The sequence below is a fragment of the Candidatus Pelagibacter sp. Uisw_137 genome (genome assembly GCF_047720245.1).
Classification (GTDB): Bacteria; Pseudomonadota; Alphaproteobacteria; order Pelagibacterales; family Pelagibacteraceae; genus Pelagibacter.
The window spans coordinates 1,247,857-1,267,167 of record NZ_CP159811.1 but is presented as its reverse complement, the minus strand read 5'-3'; the positions used below and the strand labels follow the sequence as shown (position 1 = coordinate 1,267,167).

Annotated in this window: 20 protein-coding genes; 18 read left to right on the top strand and 2 right to left on the bottom strand. The window is 31.9% G+C overall.

Translation table 11 applies throughout. The annotated features are described in order from the left end of the window. Positions 1-46: 46 nt before the first annotated feature. From ABXT61_RS06750 to ABXT61_RS06720, 7 genes are read left to right on the top strand one after another with little or no spacing between them, the layout of a single operon-like run. Positions 47-631 (top strand): TRAP transporter small permease subunit, encoded by a 585-nt coding sequence (locus tag ABXT61_RS06750; protein WP_415315947.1) that lies wholly within the window; start codon positions 47-49, stop codon positions 629-631. Continuing rightward, positions 621-1,982, top strand: coding sequence for a TRAP transporter large permease (locus tag ABXT61_RS06745; protein ID WP_415284586.1), 1,362 nt, complete (start codon positions 621-623; stop codon positions 1,980-1,982). Before ABXT61_RS06750 ends, ABXT61_RS06745 begins: the two co-directional genes overlap by 11 nt. A 10-nt stretch (positions 1,983-1,992) precedes the next feature. Then, entirely contained in the window at positions 1,993-3,330 is a 1,338-nt protein-coding gene (locus tag ABXT61_RS06740; protein ID WP_415315153.1) for an amidase, read from the top strand. Continuing rightward, the gene (locus tag ABXT61_RS06735; protein ID WP_415284584.1) at positions 3,320-3,499 is read left to right on the top strand and encodes a hypothetical protein; all 180 of its coding nucleotides are present in this window, start codon (positions 3,320-3,322) and stop codon (positions 3,497-3,499) included. Before ABXT61_RS06740 ends, ABXT61_RS06735 begins: the two co-directional genes overlap by 11 nt. Positions 3,500-3,512: 13 nt before the next feature. Then, positions 3,513-4,424, top strand: coding sequence for a DMT family transporter (locus tag ABXT61_RS06730; RefSeq protein WP_415315151.1), 912 nt, complete (start codon positions 3,513-3,515; stop codon positions 4,422-4,424). After that, a complete protein-coding gene (locus tag ABXT61_RS06725; RefSeq protein ID WP_415315149.1) occupies positions 4,408-5,226 on the top strand; it encodes an alpha/beta hydrolase in 819 nt (272 codons plus the stop codon). Before ABXT61_RS06730 ends, ABXT61_RS06725 begins: the two co-directional genes overlap by 17 nt. A 49-nt stretch (positions 5,227-5,275) precedes the next feature. Continuing rightward, a complete protein-coding gene (locus tag ABXT61_RS06720; RefSeq protein WP_415315148.1) occupies positions 5,276-5,839 on the top strand; it encodes a hypothetical protein in 564 nt (187 codons plus the stop codon). Here the strand turns inward: ABXT61_RS06720 and ftsY are convergent. Both ftsY and dapF read right to left on the bottom strand, forming a co-directional pair. Next, complete coding sequence (gene ftsY, locus ABXT61_RS06715) at positions 5,832-6,749, bottom strand: signal recognition particle-docking protein FtsY (RefSeq protein WP_415315146.1); 918 nt, start codon at positions 6,747-6,749, stop codon at positions 5,832-5,834. The genes ABXT61_RS06720 and ftsY overlap by 8 nt on opposite strands. Further along, positions 6,749-7,573 (bottom strand): diaminopimelate epimerase, encoded by an 825-nt coding sequence (gene dapF, locus ABXT61_RS06710; RefSeq protein WP_415315144.1) that lies wholly within the window; start codon positions 7,571-7,573, stop codon positions 6,749-6,751. Before dapF ends, ftsY begins: the two co-directional genes overlap by 1 nt. Positions 7,574-7,732: 159 nt before the next feature. On the opposite strand from dapF, the gene ffh reads away from it, so the two are divergent. From ffh to ABXT61_RS06655, 11 genes are read left to right on the top strand one after another with little or no spacing between them, the layout of a single operon-like run. Continuing rightward, positions 7,733-9,091: a signal recognition particle protein gene (gene ffh / locus ABXT61_RS06705; RefSeq protein WP_415315142.1), complete on the top strand. Its 1,359-nt coding sequence runs from the start codon at positions 7,733-7,735 to the stop codon at positions 9,089-9,091. Positions 9,092-9,105: 14 nt separating this feature from the next. After that, entirely contained in the window at positions 9,106-9,681 is a 576-nt protein-coding gene (gene rpsP, locus ABXT61_RS06700) for a 30S ribosomal protein S16 (RefSeq protein WP_415315140.1), read from the top strand. 8 nt (positions 9,682-9,689) lie between these two features. Beyond that, complete coding sequence (gene trmD, locus ABXT61_RS06695) at positions 9,690-10,376, top strand: tRNA (guanosine(37)-N1)-methyltransferase TrmD (protein WP_415315138.1); 687 nt, start codon at positions 9,690-9,692, stop codon at positions 10,374-10,376. 16 nt (positions 10,377-10,392) lie between these two features. Beyond that, positions 10,393-10,887, top strand: coding sequence for a 50S ribosomal protein L19 (gene rplS, locus ABXT61_RS06690; protein ID WP_415315137.1), 495 nt, complete (start codon positions 10,393-10,395; stop codon positions 10,885-10,887). A gap of 11 nt (positions 10,888-10,898) precedes the next feature. After that, a complete protein-coding gene (leuC, locus tag ABXT61_RS06685) occupies positions 10,899-12,302 on the top strand; it encodes a 3-isopropylmalate dehydratase large subunit (RefSeq protein ID WP_415315136.1) in 1,404 nt (467 codons plus the stop codon). A gap of 1 nt (position 12,303) precedes the next feature. Next, entirely contained in the window at positions 12,304-12,915 is a 612-nt protein-coding gene (leuD, locus tag ABXT61_RS06680; protein WP_415315946.1) for a 3-isopropylmalate dehydratase small subunit, read from the top strand. Then, positions 12,902-14,008 carry a 3-isopropylmalate dehydrogenase gene (gene leuB, locus ABXT61_RS06675; protein WP_415290406.1) on the top strand — a complete coding sequence of 369 codons (1,107 nt, stop codon included), beginning with the start codon at positions 12,902-12,904 and terminating at the stop codon, positions 14,006-14,008. Before leuD ends, leuB begins: the two co-directional genes overlap by 14 nt. Before the next feature lie 26 nt (positions 14,009-14,034). Beyond that, positions 14,035-15,798 carry an acyl-CoA dehydrogenase C-terminal domain-containing protein gene (locus ABXT61_RS06670; RefSeq protein WP_415315135.1) on the top strand — a complete coding sequence of 588 codons (1,764 nt, stop codon included), beginning with the start codon at positions 14,035-14,037 and terminating at the stop codon, positions 15,796-15,798. Between the two features lies 1 nt (position 15,799). Further along, complete coding sequence (locus ABXT61_RS06665; RefSeq protein ID WP_415315133.1) at positions 15,800-17,428, top strand: long-chain-fatty-acid--CoA ligase; 1,629 nt, start codon at positions 15,800-15,802, stop codon at positions 17,426-17,428. Next, positions 17,425-18,201: an alpha/beta fold hydrolase gene (locus ABXT61_RS06660; RefSeq protein ID WP_415315132.1), complete on the top strand. Its 777-nt coding sequence runs from the start codon at positions 17,425-17,427 to the stop codon at positions 18,199-18,201. Before ABXT61_RS06665 ends, ABXT61_RS06660 begins: the two co-directional genes overlap by 4 nt. Then, positions 18,198-19,307 (top strand): dimethylsulfoniopropionate demethylase, encoded by a 1,110-nt coding sequence (locus ABXT61_RS06655; RefSeq protein ID WP_415315131.1) that lies wholly within the window; start codon positions 18,198-18,200, stop codon positions 19,305-19,307. The genes ABXT61_RS06660 and ABXT61_RS06655 overlap by 4 nt, the downstream gene beginning before the upstream one ends. Positions 19,308-19,311: the final 4 nt, after the last annotated feature.

Below are 19,311 nucleotides of genomic sequence, written 5' to 3'. Positions count from 1 at the left end.
TATAGTACAGTTTTAAATAAAATTAGAGTATCCTACACAAATCATGATGAGAGCTTATATAAAATTAGCTGACACGTTAAGCACTTCAATAGGTAAGGCTTTTTCTTGGTGCATTGTTATTCTGATGGGAGGAACTTGCTATGAAGTAGTAATGGCCTATGCATTTAACAAGCCAACATTGTGGAATTTTGACTTCAGTATGCAGATGTATGGTGCAATATTAATGATGTCAGGTGCTTATTGTTTGGCGACAGAATCTCATGTCAGAGGAGATGTAATTTACCGTTTATTTAAACCAAGAACACAAGGTTGGATTGATTTAATACTTTATTTTATTTTCTTTTTCCCTGGTGTAATAGCTTTAGCATTTTATGGATTTGAATATGCGGCTCTTGCTTGGAAAATTAAAGAGACAAGCTGGAGTAGCCCAGCACAGATTAATATTTATATGGCAAAATCTTTGATACCAGCAGCAGGAATATTTTTAACTATACAGGGAGTTGCTGAAGTGTTTAGAGCAATTATTTGTATTCAAACAGGACATTGGCCAGCAAGAATGGTTGTTGCAGAAGAGACAGAAAAAATTTTAATGAGAACAGCACAAGACGAGGATCAAAAAGATGTTATTTAGTTTAACAAATCCAGAAGTAGCTATCCTAATGATGGGATTATTTTTGTTTGCAGTATTATTAGGTTTTCCAATTGCATTTACCTTAATGGCAATGGGAATAGGATTTGGATATTATGCTTATTATGATCCTGCTTTGATGGATCATATATTTGATAATAGAATATTTTCATTATTTGTAAAAAATACATACACAGTTATGGATAATAATGTCCTCACCGCTGTGCCTCTATTTTTATTTATGGGGTATCTAGTTGAAAGAGCTGGAATTGTATCAAAATTATTTTTTGCCATAAGACTTGCAGCTCATAGATTGCCAGCTTCAATGGCTGTAGCTGCTCTAATAACATGTACTTTATTTTCAACAGCAACAGGAATTATTGGTGCTGTTGTAACTTTAATGGGCTTACTTGCATGGCCTGCAATGGTTAAAGCAGGATATGATAAGAAATTTGCATCAGGTGTAATTTGTGCAGGGGGATGTTTAGGTATTTTAATACCACCAAGCATTATGTTAATTGTTTATTCGGTAATTGCTCAGCTATCACCTTTAAGATTATTTGCAGCAGCAATTTTCCCAGGGCTTTTACTAGCAGGACTATACATAGCTTATGCTGTAATTAGAGCTTGGATGGATCCATCAATTGCACCTAAACCAAATGCAGCTGATATTCCACCTAGAGCAGAAATTTTAAAAGAAGTGTTAGTTTCTTTCGTACCTCTTTTTGGCTTAATAATGCTGGTACTTGGAACAATTCTGGCAGGTATAGCAACACCAGCAGAGGCTGCAGCAGCAGGAGCTTTTGGTGCAATACTTTTATCTTGGTTTTACAAAACTCTTAAATGGCAAAGTTTTAAAGAATCTGTTTTTCTAACAGCAAAAACTACAGCAATGATCATGTGGTTATTTATTGGTTCTTGGACTTTCTCTTCAGTATTTTCTTATTTAGGTGGTCATGAAATTTTTGAGCATTTCTTTAAATCAATAGAAATAACAACTTGGCAGTTTTTAATCATTACACAAATAATAATTTTTCTTTTGGGTTGGCCATTAGAATGGACTGAAATTTTAATTATATTTGTTCCAATATTTTTACCGTTGCTAGAAGTATTTAATGTTAACCCATATTTCTTTGCAATGTTAATTGCTCTAAATTTACAAACATCATTTTTAACACCCCCCATGGCCATGTCTGCCTATTATTTAAAAGGTGTTCAAAAAAATAATGTTGAATTAATGGAGATATTTGCAGGGATAATGCCATTCTTGGCAATAGTAATATTTGCGATGTTTCTTATGTATATGTTTCCAGGTATTGCTTTGTGGTTACCAGAAACATTATTTGCAGATTAGATAATTTAAAATGATAGATATATTTTCTCTTACAACCAATAAACTGGTTGAAAAATTAAAAGAAGGTGAAATTTCTTCTGTAGAAGCTTGCACTTTATATATTGAAAGAATTGAAAAGTTTGAAAAAGATGTAAAGGCTTGGGAATATTTTGATAAAAAAAAACTTTTAGAAAAAGCTGTAGAAGCAGATGAGTATAGAAAATCAGGAAAACCTCTGGGCTCACTACACGGACTACCAATTGCAGTTAAAGATATAATAGGTACTTTTGAAATGCCCACAGAATGTGGCACTCCACTAAGAAAAAAAATGCCAAGCTCACAAGACTCAGAAGTTGTTAATTTACTTAAGACAGCAGGAGCAATAGTGATGGGAAAAACTGTAACTACAGAGCTTGCATATTTTCATCCTGGAAAAACTACTAACCCACACGATAATTCAAGAACACCTGGAGGATCTTCAAGCGGTTCTGCAGCTGCAGTAGCAGCCCATATGGCACCACTAGCGATTGGATCACAAACTAATGGCTCAATTATTAGACCAGCTTCTTATTGTGGAGTTGTTGGTTACAAACCATCTTATGGATTAATTTCTAGGAGTGGGGTTATGAGGCAATCTGATAAATTAGATCACATAGGAGTGTTTGGAAAAAATGTTGAAGATGTTGCCTTATTTACAAAATCATTAATTAAAAAAGATTTATATGATTCATCAACTGTTCATTATGCGGCAGATGAAATGTTAAAGGTTTGTAAAAAAGGACCGATGTATGAACCAAAATTTATTTTTTATAAAACTAAAAACTGGAAAAATATTGACAAAGAATCACAAAAATCTTTTGAACTTTTTATAGAAACTTTTAAAAAAAATGTAGAAGTGTTCGATACACCTTCATATTTTGATGATATTCCAAAATACCATAAAATAATTCATGAAACTGATATGGCTAATAATTTTCAAGGTTATTATAAAAAGTCTAAAAAAAAACTCTCAAAAGAAATGGTGAGTGCAATCGAGAGGGGCATGAAGTACTCAGCTAAAGATTACGCGGAAGCCATTGATTTTATGAAAAGAAGTTATGAATCTTATAAGGAAGTTTTTGAAGATTATCATGGTGTATTAAGTCCATCTTCAGCAGGTGTTGCGCCTAAGGGTTTAAAGAGTACAGGAAGCCCAGAATTTTGTACTATCTGGACTTACATGGGGCTGCCCACTATTTCATTACCTTTACTTACTGGTGCAAATAATTTACCATTAGGCTTACAGTTAATTGGAGACAGACTAGATGATTTAAGGTTTTTAGGTGTAGCTAACTGGCTAGAAAAAAATTGTAAAAAATATGCTAAATAAAATAACAACACTTTTAGGTTCACTTCTTGCAACGCTATTTCTTGTTGGTCTTGCAACAACTTTAACGCGATCCTCAATGATAGGTTTTTGGGATGTGCTACCAGTATATATTTTAATGGCTATAGCAATTTTCATGATGTTTTACGAAGCCTTCTTCGATAAAAAATAATTTTTCAATTTTAGTGAATAATTCTAAAAATAACTATTTACCTTTTTTATTGTTATTTATTCAGCCAATTTTTATGGCTAGCAATTTGATAGTTGCAAGAGGAGGAGTTGAGTATGTACCCCCAATTTCTTTAGCTTTTTGGAGGTGGGCAGCCGTCTTCTTAATGTTGCTCCCTTTTACTTTTAGCTCTTTAAAAAAAAATTTTAAATTCGTAAAGCAAGAATATAAAAGAATATTTTTTATTGGTTCAATGGGTTGTGGTGTTTGTGGAGCTTTTCCATTTCTAGCTGGACAAACAACTACTGTTACCAACATGGGAATTATATATTCATCTTCTCCAATATTCATAATTCTTATTTCTAGTATTTTTTTTAAAGAAAAAATAAACTTTCTTAGAATTGTAGGACTTTTCTCTTGTTTGGTGGGTGTTTTTGCCATTATCATTAAGGGTGATTTATCTTTGTTAATAAGCCTCAAGTTTACAATTGGAGATTTATGGATGTTAGCTTCAGCAATAGGATGGGCTCTTTATTCTATTTATCTATTTTATTGGAAAACAAATCTAAAAATTTTTGACAGATTTACTTTAATTGCATTCTTCGGCATGGTCAGTTTGCTACCATTTTATTTGATAGAAGAGACCTTCTTTGTGAGAACCGTCTTTAATTCAGAATTTTTTATGTGGGTTTTATTTGCAGCTATATCACCAGGAATTATAGCATTCACTTTATATACAATGGCACAAAAGAAACTTGGTGCTTCAATTACTGGTTTTACACTTTATATTTTTACTGTTTATAGTGCTATTTATGGTTTTCTATTTTTTAATGAACAGCTTGAATATTACCACTATTTAGGAACAGTCTTGGTTTTTGGCGGTGTTTATTTAGTTAAAAAAAAAAGTAAATATGAAAAAAAAACTTAAAGTGTATTTATTGAAGTTAATTTTGATTATTCCGATAGCTTACTTTTCTTTACTTTTCATTATATTTATATTTCAAAGAAACTTATTATATCACCCAAAAGAAAATAATTATTTTGGTGATGAATTAAAAGTAAAAATAGAAAAAGTAAAGATTGAGACAGGTGATAATTTTGAATTACTAGGATGGTTTCATGAAAAAGATCTTAGAAATTTTAAAACTATCGTTTTCTTTCATGGTAATGCAGGAACATTAGAAAACAGAATACATAAAATTAATCATTTTAAAGAAATGAATATAAATTTTCTTATCATTTCTTGGAGAGGATTTAGTGGAAACTTAGGTAAACCATCAGAAAAAGGTTTATATGAAGATGGTAAGAGTGCAATTAATTGGTTAAAAAGAAAAGGACTTCAAGATAATGACATTATTCTGTATGGTGAGTCTTTAGGTACCGGGATTGCAACTCATGTTGCTCAAAAGTATAAATTTGCAGGCGTTATACTGGAGTCTCCATTTACATCTATGGTTGATGCAGCAAAAAATGTGTATCCATATTTTCCAATCAGATTTTTACTTAAAGACAAATACGAAAGTGATAAAAAAATTAAAAATCTTAAGTCTCCAATTCTGATAATGCATGGAGAAGTAGATAAAATAGTGCCATTTTGGATGGGAAAAAAAATGTATGAATTAGCAAATGAACCAAAATATTCTTACTTTTCTAAAAAAGACAATCACATGATGGAATACAACGAAAAGATGATAGTAGTTTTGAAGGAATTTTTAAAGAGTTTAAATTAAGCCACAATCTGACCAAATAATTTACAAATTTCATTTCTATAAATAGATAGTGAAAAAATTTATTATAACATCATTTTACTTAATCTTTATTTCAAGTTCTGTAATTGCAGAAAATATAGAATCTTCCGCAAATACACTTTTTTATATAGGTCAAATGAACTCTCATAATAAAAATTTTGCTCTTTTTTTTAAAACTAGAGATAAAGCTATTTTAGCAAAAGGTGAGGATTATAATTATGTTACAGATTTCCCTCAGGATTTATATATTTATAATTATAAAACAAAAATTTCATCACCATTAATTTCATATGAATGGTTTCCTGCACAGGCAAAACACCTCTTAGAGGGTTATAATTATCCAGTTTTTCCAGAAGACTTTGCTTATTATTTGTTAAAAGATAACAATACTTTAGTCATGATTAGTGCAATTAAAAATATAAGAAAAAATTTTAAATTTGATATTGCTAATAAAAAATTAAACTCATATCCATCAAATGGTAAGTTTGATTTTATAATTTCATCAATAGCAAAAAATTGTGGGCATTCAAACCTTAAAGCAAATTATAAATGTAGCTACTACAAACCTTTAATTTCTAATAATCTAATTAATTAATTTGAGTAAATGCTTCAGCAAATTTTTCTGCATTAAAGATTTGTAAATCATCTTCTTTTTCACCAAGCCCAAGAGCAATTATTGGAAGCTTATATTTTTTAGCAAGTGCTAATAAAATTCCTCCTTTTGCAGTGCCATCTAATTTTGTCATTATCAAACCAGTAAGAGGTATAGTTTTATTAAACTCTTCTACTTGACTGATAACATTTTGGCCGGAGGTTGCGTCAAGTACTAGGATTACATCGTGAGGAGCATCTGGATCTATTTTTTTAGTCACATGGGCAATTTTTTTGTATTCTTCCATTAAATTTTTTTTATTTTGCAATCTCCCTGCTGTATCAATTAAAACATGACTAAAATCACTCTTTAATGCTTCCTCAATTGCTTTGTAGGCAACTGATGCGGGGTCTGACCCTTGAGTAGATTTTGTAATATGTACATCAATTTTATTAGCCCAGCTTTCTAATTGTTCTATAGCAGCTGCTCTAAACGTATCGCAGGCAGAAAACATAACTTTGTTACCGTTAGATTTTAAAATTTTACCAACTTTTCCAATAGTAGTTGTTTTTCCAACCCCATTAACCCCTGATACTAGGACTGCGTTGAGCTTTTCTTTTTTATCAAAAAAACTCTCATTTTCCAAAGGTTTCATTAAAGTGACTATATAGCCTCTAAGAATTAAATTTACCTCATTCATGATATCTTTTTTTGGGTCAATTTTTTCTTGAGCAATAATTTTCTTAATTTCTTCAGCTGCAACAAGACCAACATCAGATTGAATCAAATATTCTTCAATTTGATCTAATGTTTTGTCATCTATTTCTTTTTTTGCAATTATATCTCTTAAACCAGATGTAAACGCAGAAGCGCTTTTTTTAAAACCGATTTTAAATTTATCAAAAATTCCCATTATAATTTAATTTCAATATTTTTGATATCAGACACAGGTCCTTTCATATGAATGCTATTTCTTTCATCAATAGAAATTGTTAAATTACCTAATGCAAATTCTATATCTGTAGTTTTTTCTACTAGATTATTAATATTAGCTGCAACAGCTGTTGCACAAGCTGCTGTACCACAAGCCTTAGTAAGCCCAGCTCCCCTTTCCCAAACTTTTACTTTTATTAAATTTTTATCCACAACTTTAGCCAGGGTTACATTACATTTTTCTGGAAATAGTTGATGATTTTCAATTTTTGGACCAATACTTTTTAGGGCAAATGCTTCAATATCGTCTACAAAAAAAATTATGTGTGGATTGCCAACATTTACAGCTGTTCCACCAATATGTTTAGTATTATTTTTATCTACAATTTCAATTTTTAAGTCTTGTGTATTTAGCTGCTTACTTAAAGGAATCTCCTCCCAATTAACTTTTGGTATACCTATTTCGGTTTCAACTAAATTACTTCCTAAGATTTTTGATTTTAGAGAGCCAGAAGCTGTTAGGAGTATTATTTCTTTTTTACCACTTTCTTTTGATAGAAGATCTGCCACACACCTAGTGCCATTTCCACAAGCACCAGATACACTTCCATCTGAATTATAGAATTTTACATCTGCATCTATTTCTTTATTTTTTTTAATTAGGATAAGTTGATCACATCCAACGAAACTACGATCACATATTTTAATTATTTGATCTTTGTTTAAATTGAAATCTTGGCTTCTTTGATCGATAATTACAAAATCATTGCCCAAACCATCCATTTTAAATGCTTTAATATCCATATGTAGATATTTAACTTATTTATTGACTTTTTGAACCTCTATTATAGGTTGTCTCTGTTTCCACAAAAACGTTAAATTTGTGGTGTCTTTGGAAACAAAGAGATCAACACTAGTCAGCGATATTCGCCCACTAGTGCGAAACTGCTGTGTGTAATAAATATGTTTGAAAACTTAACAAATAAATTCGAGGAAATTTTTTCTTCATTAAAAAAAGCAGCTTCACTTGATGAGAATCAAGTAGATGAAGGCTTAAAAGGTATTAGACAGGCTTTATTAGAAGCCGATGTGTCTCTAGATGTAACTAAAGACTTTATAGAAAAAGTTAAGCCAAAGGTTATGGGTCAAGAAATAATTAGATCAACCTCTCCAGGAGATATGGTTGTTAAAATTGTTTATGATGAGTTAGTTAGTCTTTTAGGTGAAAGCAACACTGATATTAATTTAAATGCAGTTCCACCAGTTCCAATGATGCTGGTAGGTCTTCAAGGTTCTGGTAAAACCACAACAACAGCAAAATTAGCAAAATATTTAGAAACAAATAAAAAGAAAAAGATAATGATGGTCAGTCTTGATGTGTATAGGCCAGCTGCACAAGAACAACTAAGATCATTGGGAGAGCAAAATGATATTTTAACACTACCTATTATTGAAGGGCAGCTACCAGCAGATATTTGTAGAAGAGCAGTTAGCGCTGCAAACCTAAATGGTGCGGAAATTATATTATTTGATACAGCAGGTAGAACACAAATAGACCTTCAGATGATGAGTGAAATTAAACAGATAGAAAGTATAATTAACCCAACAGAAGTATTTTTAGTTGCAGATTCTTTAACAGGACAAGTTGCTGCAGAAGTTGCAAAAGAATTTAAGAATACAGTAAATGTAACAGGTATTGTTTTAACAAGAGCTGATGGTGATGCAAGAGGTGGTGCGGCCCTTAGTATGAAATATGTTTCTCAAGTGCCAATTAAGTTTTTTGGGGTAGGAGAAAAAATAGAAAATTTAGAGGTTTTTCACCCAGATAGAATAGCTAATAGAATATTAGGCATGGGAGACATTGTTTCTCTTGTTGAAAAAGCTGCAGAAGATCTTGGTGAAGAGAATATAAAAAAAGCAGAAGAGAATTTAAAAAAAGGACAATTCTCTATGGAAGATTATTTAACACAGCTTAGACAAATGAAAAAAATGGGAGGCATAGAAGGAATTATGTCGTTTATGCCAGGTGTTTCTAAAATGAAATCACAAATGGATGCTTCGGGAATTGACGAAAATGTTATTACCAAAAATGAAGCAATTATTTTATCTATGACAAAAAAAGAAAGAGGAAATCCTAAAATCATTGATGGTTCTAGGAAAAAAAGAATTGCTAATGGCTCTGGAACAGATGCGGCCACTATCAATAAATTGCTTAAGCAATTTAAAATGATGTCTGAAATGATGAAGAAGATGTCAAAAGGAAACCTGAAGGGTATGTCTGATAAAGGAATACCTCCAGAGCTACTAAATCAACTTAAATAAATAAAGGAAAAAAAATGATAAAAATAAGACTATCAAGAGGTGGAACAAAGAAAAGACCAGTATATAAAGTAGTTATAGCCGACAGTCGCCGTGCGAGAGACGGAAGATTTATTGAGAAAGTAGGATTCTTTAATCCTCTTTTACCAAAAGATAAAAAAGAAAGAGTAGGACTAGAAGCAGAAAGAATTAAATATTGGTTAGGTCAAGGTGCTCAACCAACTGCTAGAGTTGCAAGAATTTTAGGTGAAAATGGTATTATAGCAATGCCTGCAAACGGTAGTAATCCAAATAAAGCTATTCCTAAAAAAGAAAGAAAAAAAGAAGGAGACGAAGCAGCCCCAGCAGAAGCTCCAAAGGAAGAAGCTCCTAAAGCAGAAGCAGCCCCAGCAGAAGCTCCTAAAGCAGAAGCAGCTCCAGCAGCAGAAGCTACAAAGGAAGAAGCTCCAAAGGAAGAAGCTCCAGCAGCAGAAGCAGCTCCAGCAGCAGAAGCTCCAAAGGAAGAAGCTCCAAAGGAAGAAGCTCCAAAGGAAGAAGCTCCAAAGGAAGAAGCTCCAGCAGCAGAAGCAGCTCCAGCAGCAGAAGCTAAATAGTTGGATTCATGTGGCAAGCTCAGATATTCACACTCTATCCTGATTTTTTTCCTGGCCCTTTAAATAAAGGGCTATATGGAAAAGCTTTAACAAATAAAATTTGGGATTTAAAAGTTGTAAATATTAGAGAGGCCGCTGAGGATAAACACAAAACAGTAGATGATACTCCTTTTGGAGGTGGATCTGGAATGTTATTGAAAGCTGACATTTTAGCAAAATCTCTTGATGAAAATAAAAAAGAAGGTGAAAGAATTTTTTATTTATCACCAAAAGGAAAAAAGCTTGATCAGAAATTGGCACTAGAACTATCTAAAGAAAAATCCATTAGTTTAATTTGTGGTCATTTTGAAGGTGTTGATGAAAGATTATTATCTACAAGGAATATAGAAGAACTTAGCATAGGAGATTTTATTTTATCTGGAGGTGAAACTGCAGCATTTGTTGTGTTGGATAGTGTTCTTAGGTTGCTTACAGGTGTCTTGGGAAATGAACATTCAAAGACTGATGAGAGTTTTGAGAACGGGCTTTTGGAGTACCCCCAATACACAAAACCTCAAATTTGGGAGGAAAAAAGTGTTCCAGAAGTGTTATTATCTGGAGATCACAACAAAATTAAAGACTGGCGTTTATCACAATCAGAGGCTATAACACGCGTCCGAAGACCAGATTTGTGGGAAAAATATAAGAAAAACTAACCTAATAAATACTACTATGAAAACAATTGAAGAAATAAACCAACATAACGTTAAAAAAATACTAGCTGAGAAGAAAATTCCAGATTTTTTTCCAGGAGATATAGTAAAAGTTGGTGTCAGAATTACAGAAGGTAAAAAAGATAGAATTCAATATTTTGAAGGTGTGTGTATTGCTAGAAAAAATAGAGATTTAAACTCTTCGTTTACAGTTAGAAAAATATCATTTGGTGAAGGTGTTGAGAGAACATTCCCACTATATGGAACGGTAATTGATTCAATTACTGTTATTAGACATGGAAAAGTTAGAAGAGCAAAATTATATTACTTAAGAGATAGAACTGGTAAATCAGCTAGAATTGCTGAAAGGATTAGAAAAAAAATTGGTATAGAAATTGATGTTAAACCAGAAACGGTAACTGAAGAAACTTTAGCACCAGTAGCAGTAGAAGCAGAAAAACAACCAGAAGTTCAAGTAGAACTTAAAACAGAAAAATCAGAAGAAAAAAAATAATTTTTTTTTCAATGCCTTTAACTCTTTACGATAAAATTTGGAACGATCACCTAGTAGATCAGCAAGATGATGGCACGGCATTATTATTCGTTGATCGACATTTAGTACATGAAGTTACAAGTCCACAAGCTTTTGAAGGATTAAGAAACTCTAATAGAAAAGTTAGACAACCCAGCTTAACTCTAGCAGTTGCAGATCATAACGTTCCAACTACTGATAGATCTAAAGGAATAGCAGATGTGGAATCTAAAATTCAAGTAGACACTTTAGAAAGTAATTGTAAAGAATTTGGAATTCAGTATTTAGGAATGAATGACAAGAGACAAGGAATTGTTCATATCATTGGTCCAGAACAAGGTTTTACACAACCTGGAACAGTAATTGTTTGTGGAGACAGTCACACAGCAACACATGGTGCATTTGGTGCTTTGGCATTTGGAATCGGTACTTCCGAAGTGGAACATGTCTTAGCAACACAAACATTGGTTCAAAAAAAAGCAAAGAATTTTAGAATTAATGTTAATGGAAAACTTCCAATTGGCGTTACCTCTAAAGATGTAATTTTACAAATTATAGGAAACATTGGAACTGCAGGAGGAACAGGGTCGGTTATTGAGTATGCTGGCAGTCTAATTTCATCTTTAAGTGTAGAACAACGAATGACAATTTGTAATATGACTATTGAGGGAGGAGCAAGAGCAGGATTAATTGCTCCAGATGAAAAAATATTTGAATATTTAAAAGGTAAACCGATGTCTCCAAAAAATGAAAATTGGGATAAGGCTATGAAATATTGGGAAAGTTTAAAAACTGATGATGGAGCTAAATTCGATAAAGAAATAGATTTAGTAGCAGAAGACATTTTACCTATGATTACCTGGGGAACTTCTCCACAAGATGTAATCACTATAGATGGCAAAGTTCCAAATCCTAAAAATGAACAAGATGAAGACAAAAAGAACTCTTTAGAAAGGTCATTAAATTATATGGGTTTAGAGGCCGATACACTAGCTACAGACATTAAGATTGATAAGGTTTTTATAGGAAGTTGTACGAATGGAAGAATTGAAGATTTAAGGGAAGCTGCGAAAATATTAAAAGATAAAAAGAAAGCATCCCATGTTCATGCAATGGTTGTTCCAGGCTCAGGCTTAGTTAAAGAGCAGGCAGAGCAGGAAGGCCTAGATAAAATATTTATAGCTTCAGGTTTTGAATGGAGAGAGCCCGGTTGCTCAATGTGTCTTGCAATGAATGCAGATAAATTAAAACAAGGAGAAAGATGCGCTTCAACTTCAAACAGAAATTTTGAAGGAAGACAGGGTAGAGGTGGAAGAACACATTTAGTCAGTCCTGGAATGGCAGCAGCAGCTGCAATTTCTGGAAACTTAGATGATGTTAGAAAGTATCAAAACTAAAATGCAAAAATTCAACTCACTTACAAGTATCCCAGTATATTTACCAATAGTAAATATTGATACAGATATGATTATTCCAAAACAATTTCTTAAAACAATTAAAAGAACAGGGTTAGGAAAAAACTTATTTTTTGAAATGAGATATGATGATAATGGAAATGAAATTAAAGATTTTATTCTAAATCAAGAACCTCACAATCAATCAAAAATATTAATTACAGGAAAAAACTTTGGCTGCGGTTCATCAAGAGAGCATGCGCCATGGGCACTTTTAGATTTTGGAATTACATGTGTGATAAGTTCTAGTTATGCTGATATTTTTTATAGTAACTGTTTCAAAAATGGAATTTTACCAATTACTTTACCAGAAGAAAAAATAAAAGAATTATCAGAATATTCAAAAAGAAAAGAAGAAATTTCAATAGACTTGAATGAAGAAAAAATAATTTTTGGAAATAGTGAAATCAAGTTTGACATTGATCCTTTTAAGAAAATATGTTTATTAGAAGGGCTTGATGATATTGCGCTGTCATTAGCCAAAAAAGAAAAAATCACAACCTTTGAAGAAAACTTAAAAAATAGTAAACCATGGATATTTAATGATAAAAATTAAAAAAAGAAAAATTTTACTTCTACCTGGGGATGGCATTGGGCCTGAAGTTATTCAAGAAGTTAAAAAAGTTATTTTATGGTTGAATTCAAATAAATCTCTAGATTTTGAAATTGATCAAGATTTAGCTGGTGGTTGTTCTTATGATAAACATGGAACACCAATTACAGATGAAGTTTTTTACAAAGCTTTAGAAAGTGAATTTGTTATGCTGGGTGCAGTTGGTGGACCAAAATGGGATAACTTAGATTTTTCAAAAAAACCAGAAAGAGCCTTATTGAAATTAAGAAAAGAATTAAAACTATTTGCAAATTTAAGGCCTGCAATTTGTTTTGAGCAATTAGTTGATGCCTCAACCCTAAAACCAGAAATTGTATCTGGATTAGACATTATGATAGTTAGAGAATTAACAGGTGGAATTTATTTTGGCGAGCCAAGAGGAATTAAGCCAATAGAAAATGGTGAAAGAAAAGGGATTAATACTCACTCATATACAACTAGTGAAATAGTTAGAGTAGCAAAAGTAGCTTTTGATCTAGCAAGAAAGAGATCAAATAAGGTTACTTCATGTGAAAAGTCGAATGTAATGGAAGCTGGACAGCTTTGGAAAGAAGAAGTTCAAGAACTACATGACAAAGAATATAAAGATGTAGAATTAAGTCATATGCTTGCTGATAATTGTGCAATGCAATTATTAAAAAACCCAAAGCAATTTGATGTGATTGTTACTGACAATTTATTTGGAGACATGCTTTCCGACCAAGCCTCAATGTTAACGGGGTCTCTAGGTCTATTACCATCAGCTTCTTTAGGTGCAAAAAATAAAGATGGGGAAATGAGAGCTATGTATGAACCTATTCATGGTTCAGCACCAGATATTGCTGGAAAAGAAATTGCAAACCCAATAGCCTCGATTTTAAGTTTTGCAATGGCCTTAAGATACTCATTGGATTTAGATAGTGAAGCTGATGCTTTAGAAAAAGCTGTGCAAGAAGTCTTAAATGACGGTCTTAGGACAAAAGACATTATATCTGAGGGGAAAAAAGAAGTATCAACGTCAGCTATGGGTGATGCAATAATTTCAAAATTGCAATAATTAAATAATTATTCTAAAGTTCTGGAATGCCAAATTATACTGCTCCAGTGGAAGACATGATGTTTCTTTTTGATAAATTAAGAAATAATAAAAATTATAACGATCTTGAAAAGTATAAAGAAGTTAATTCAGAATTAGTAAAAGATATTTTAGAAGAAGCAGCTAAGATTAATCAAAACTTAATATTACCATTAGCAAAATCAGGTGATGAAAACCCAACAGTTCTAGAGAATGGTGTGGTTAGAACACCGCCTGGTTATAAAGAAGCTTATTCTAAATATATAGAAGACGGCTGGACTTCACTTTCTTGTGATCCAAAATATGGAGGACAAGGAATGCCAAAAACTGTAAGTGCTTTTTTTGACGAAATGTTATCATCTGCAAGTTTGTCATTTAAACTTTATAGTGAGTTAAGTATTGGTGCATATAATTGTATTTCTCATCATGCTACAGATGAAATAAAAGAAAAATACCTTCCAAAAATGGTTGAAGGAAAATGGAGTGGTACGATGTGCCTTACGGAACCAGTATGTGGAACTGATTTGGGACTTTTAAAAACTAAAGCTATTGAGCAATCTGATGGAACTTTTAAGTTAAGTGGGCAGAAAATTTTCATTACTTCGGGTGATCAAGACTTAACAGAGAATATTATCCACTTAGTTATTGCAAGAGTAGCTGATTCTCCAGTGGGAACAAAAGGAATAAGTTTATTTTTAGTACCCAAGTTTGCAGTAAATGAAGATGGATCTATTGGGGCAAGAAATGGAGTTTCTACAGGATCTATAGAAAGTAAAATGGGAATTAAAGGTTCTGCTACATGTGTATTAAACTTTGATGATGCAACTGGTTATATGATTGGATTAAAGAATAAGGGCTTAAATGCAATGTTTACCATGATGAATTTAGAGAGAATAGTTGTAGGAATTCAGGGCTTAGGAATTTCTGAAATTGCCTATCAAAATTCTTTAAGTTACGCGAAAGAAAGGAAACAAGGAAAAACAAATAATACAAAATCAACTAATGGAGCAGATTTTATAATTGAACATGCTGATATTAGAAAATCTTTGCTTAATATGAAATCTATTATTGAAGGTGAAAGAGCTTTATGTTTTTGGTTATCTCAACAAACAGAAGTTAGTCTTTATCATCCAGACGAAAAAATAAAGCAGGAAGCATCAGATCTTGTGTCGTTAATGACACCAGTGGTTAAAACGATGTTTAGTGATATGGGAATGGAAATAACAAGTGAGGCTATGCAGGTTCATGGTGGTTATGGGTACACAAAAGACCAAGGAATAGAACAACTATATAGGGATAATAGAATCACCCCAATTTATGAAGGAACAAATTCAATTCAAGCAGCAGATTTGGTTTTTAGAAAATTGGTAAATAAAAATGGTGATATAATTAATAAGTATTTAGAGCTGATCAAGAATGATTGCAGTACTGAAAATGAAAAATTAAAACCTTTCATAAAAGAATTAAAAACACACCTAGAAATTTTATCTACTTTTACTGACTGGATTAAAGAAAAAGTACAAAACTCAAAAGATGATGCAAGTGCAGCATGCAATGACTATTTAAAAGCATTGGGGTTCGTGTCTATAGCACATGCGTGGATAAAAGTTTTAGAAGTAAGTTTTAAAGATTATGAACAAAACAAAGACTTTTATGAAGATAAAATACAAACTGCAAATTTTTATTTTAAAAGAGTTTTACCAAGAGCCGAAAGTCATTTTAAAACTGCTACATCAGGAAGTGATTATATAATGAATTTTAAATTCAGTTAATATGAGCCATTACAATACAAATTTAGATAAAAATGAAGCTAATTATGTTCCTCTTTCTCCTTTAACGTTTTTAGAAAGAACTAAAGATATATATCCAAATTATGAAGCCTTAATTTATGAAAGTAGGTCGTATACTTGGGGAGAGGTTTATAAAAGATGTGTTAAGTTTGCTAGTGCACTAGATAAATTGGGCGTAAAAACTGGAGATACAGTCTCTATAATGGCTTTCAATACACCGGAAATTTTTGAAGCCCATTATTCAATACCAATGGTAGGAGCAGTAATTAATGCAATAAATACAAGACTAGATCCTAATACAGTAAGTTATATTTTACAGCATAGTGATGCAAAGGTTTTAATTGCAGATAGACAATTTCATGATGTAATTGAGAAGGCTTTAAAAAATGTTAAAAATAAAATTACAATTATTGATATTGACGACCAAGACATAGATACAAGTTCTTTTAAGAAAATAGGAGAACTTGAATATGAAAGTTTTTTAAATACAGGTGATGAAAATTACGAATGGAAAAAACCAAAAGATGAATGGGAAGCGATTTCATTAAGTTACACGTCTGGAACCACAGGAAGCCCAAAAGGAGTAGTTTATCATCATAGAGGCTCTTATTTGATGTCAACCGGTAGTGTCACAGCCTGGAATATGTCTAACAAGCTAAATTTTTTATGTGTTGTGCCAATGTTTCATTGTAATGGTTGGTGCTATCCTTGGACACTAGCAATGTTACATGCAAGAGTAATTTGTTTAAGAAACATCGATGTAAAAAAGATGTTTGAATTAATTGATAAATATGAAGTAACTCATTTTGGTGGAGCCCCAATAGTATTAAATATGATTGTTAATGCTCCAAAAGAAGATCAAAAAGCTTTAAAAAGAAAAGTAAATGTTTTAACTGCAGGTGCACCGCCACCAAGCATTATCTTTGAAAAAATGGAAAATCTTGGCTTTGAAGTGATGCACGTTTATGGATTAACAGAAACTTATGGTCATATGTTACAGTGTGCATGGAATGAAGATTGGAATTCTTTAGAAAAAGATAAAAAGAATGAAATCAAAGCAAGGCAAGGTGTAAGGTACCCAAACACAGAGGGTGCTATTGTAATGGATCCAGAAACAATGAAGCCAGTGCCCAAAGATGGAATGACTATGGGTGAAATTATGATTAGAGGAAATATCGTAATGAAAGGTTACTACAAAGACAAAGAAGCAACAGATAAGTCAATGGCAGGTGGATGGTTTCATTCAGGAGATTTAGCTGTGACCCATCCTGATGGATATATAAAGATTCAAGATAGATCTAAAGATATTATTATTTCTGGAGGAGAAAACATTTCTTCAATAGAAATTGAAAATGTAATTGCAAAACACACTTCAGTTTCTTTAGCAGCTGTAGTGGCTAAGCCAGATGAAAAATGGGGAGAAACACCTTGCGCTTTTGTTGAACTAATAAAAGATAAGCCAACAACTGAAAAAGAAATAATAGATTTTTGTAGAGAAACATTGGCAGGATTTAAACTTCCTAAAAGAATTATTTTTTGTGATTTACCAAAAACTTCAACCGGAAAAATTCAAAAATTTGAACTTAGAAAAAAAGTTAAGGAATTAAGTTGATCTTTCAAGTAGACAACAAAAATGTCTTTGCATCAGATTCAGGTCAAGGTATTGATAAAAAAAAAGTCACAATAGTTTTACTTCATGGAAGTGGCCTCTCACATATTGTTTGGTCTTTAACAGAGCAGTATTTATCAAATCAAAATTATAATGTTTTGGCAATTGATTTACCAGGCCATGGAAATTCTGAGGGTGATAGTTTAAAATCGATAGAAGAAATTTCAGATTGGTTAGAAAAAGTTTTTAAAGAACTTAATGTCTCTGAATTAACAATAATAGGTCATTCCCAGGGGTGTTTGGAAGTATTGGAATATTATTCAAGATATCCAAAAAGAGTTAAAAATTTAATATTTGTTGGTGGTTCTTATAGAATGCCCGTTAATCAAGATTTAATAGATCTTGCTGAGAGTGGAGACGATAAAGCAGTTAAATTAATGATGAAATGGAGCTATGAAAACTCTAAAAAGTTTATTGGAGGTAATCCTGTAGAAAAAATTATTAATTCTCCAAGAGATATTAGGGAGGTTTTGGCAACCGATCTTGTAGCCTGTAATAATTATAAAAATGGATCTGAGGCTTTAAAATCAATCAAGTGTCCCACATTATTTATTTTTGGCGAACTAGATAAGATGGTTAACCTTGAAAAAGGTAAGAAATTTGCTGAACTTATTCCTAATTCAAAAACCCATATAATAAAAGAATGTGGACATATGATTATGTTTGAAAAAGCTTTTGAAATGAGAGAAAAGATCTCTGAATTTTTAAAAAAATGAAAAACTTTTCAATAGCAAAATCTAGAAGATTAAGAAGCACTCCTTATACCTCAAGAATAGAGAAACAAGGGGTTACAGCATACACAATTTATAATCATATGTTGTTACCTGCTGCATTTGGTTCAATAGAAAATAGTTACAAACATTTAAAAGAGTATGTTCAAGTATGGGATGTTGCTGCAGAAAGACAAGTAGAAATATCAGGAAAAGATTCTGCAGAATTAGTACAATTGATGACATGTAGAGATTTATCAAAATCTAAAATTGGGAGATGTTATTATTGTCCAATAATAGATGAAAATGGAAATTTAGTTAATGATCCAGTTGTTCTAAAGCTGGATGAAAATAGATGGTGGCTATCAATAGCAGACTCGGATGTAATCTTTTTTGCCAAAGGTTTAGCATCTGGACATAAATTTGATGTTAAAATTATAGAACCAGTGGTGGATATAATGGCAATACAGGGTCCGAAATCATTTGCATTAATGGAAAAAGTTTTTGGAAAAAAAATTACTGAACTAAAATTCTTTGGATTTGATTATTTTGATTTTGAAGGCACAAAGCATCTTATAGCAAGGTCAGGATGGTCTAAGCAAGGTGGATATGAAGTTTATGTTCAAAATACAGAGTCAGGACAAAAATTATATGACTATCTTTTTGAAGTTGGAAAAGAATTTAATGTAGGACCTGGGTGTCCAAACTTAATAGAGAGAATTGAGAGTGCATTACTATCTTATGGAAATGATTTTGATAACAGTGACAATCCATTTGAATGTGGTTTTGATCAATATGTTAGTTTGGATAGTGATATAACTTTTTTAGGAAAAGATAAATTAAAGGAAATTAAATCAAAAGGAGCCCAAAAGAAGTTAATGGGTATTAAAATTGATATAAAAGAAATTAGCCTCACAGGATCAAAAAATTTATATGATGAGAAAAATAATATAATTGGTGAATTAAGATCGGCTTGTTATTCACCTCATTTTCAAATGGTTATTGGAATAGCAATGATCCAGAAGTCCTACTGGGAAGTATCTCAAACCTTTAAAATTCAAATAAATGATAACACTTTTCGTGGAAAAGTTTGTGATTTACCCTTCATCTAGTATA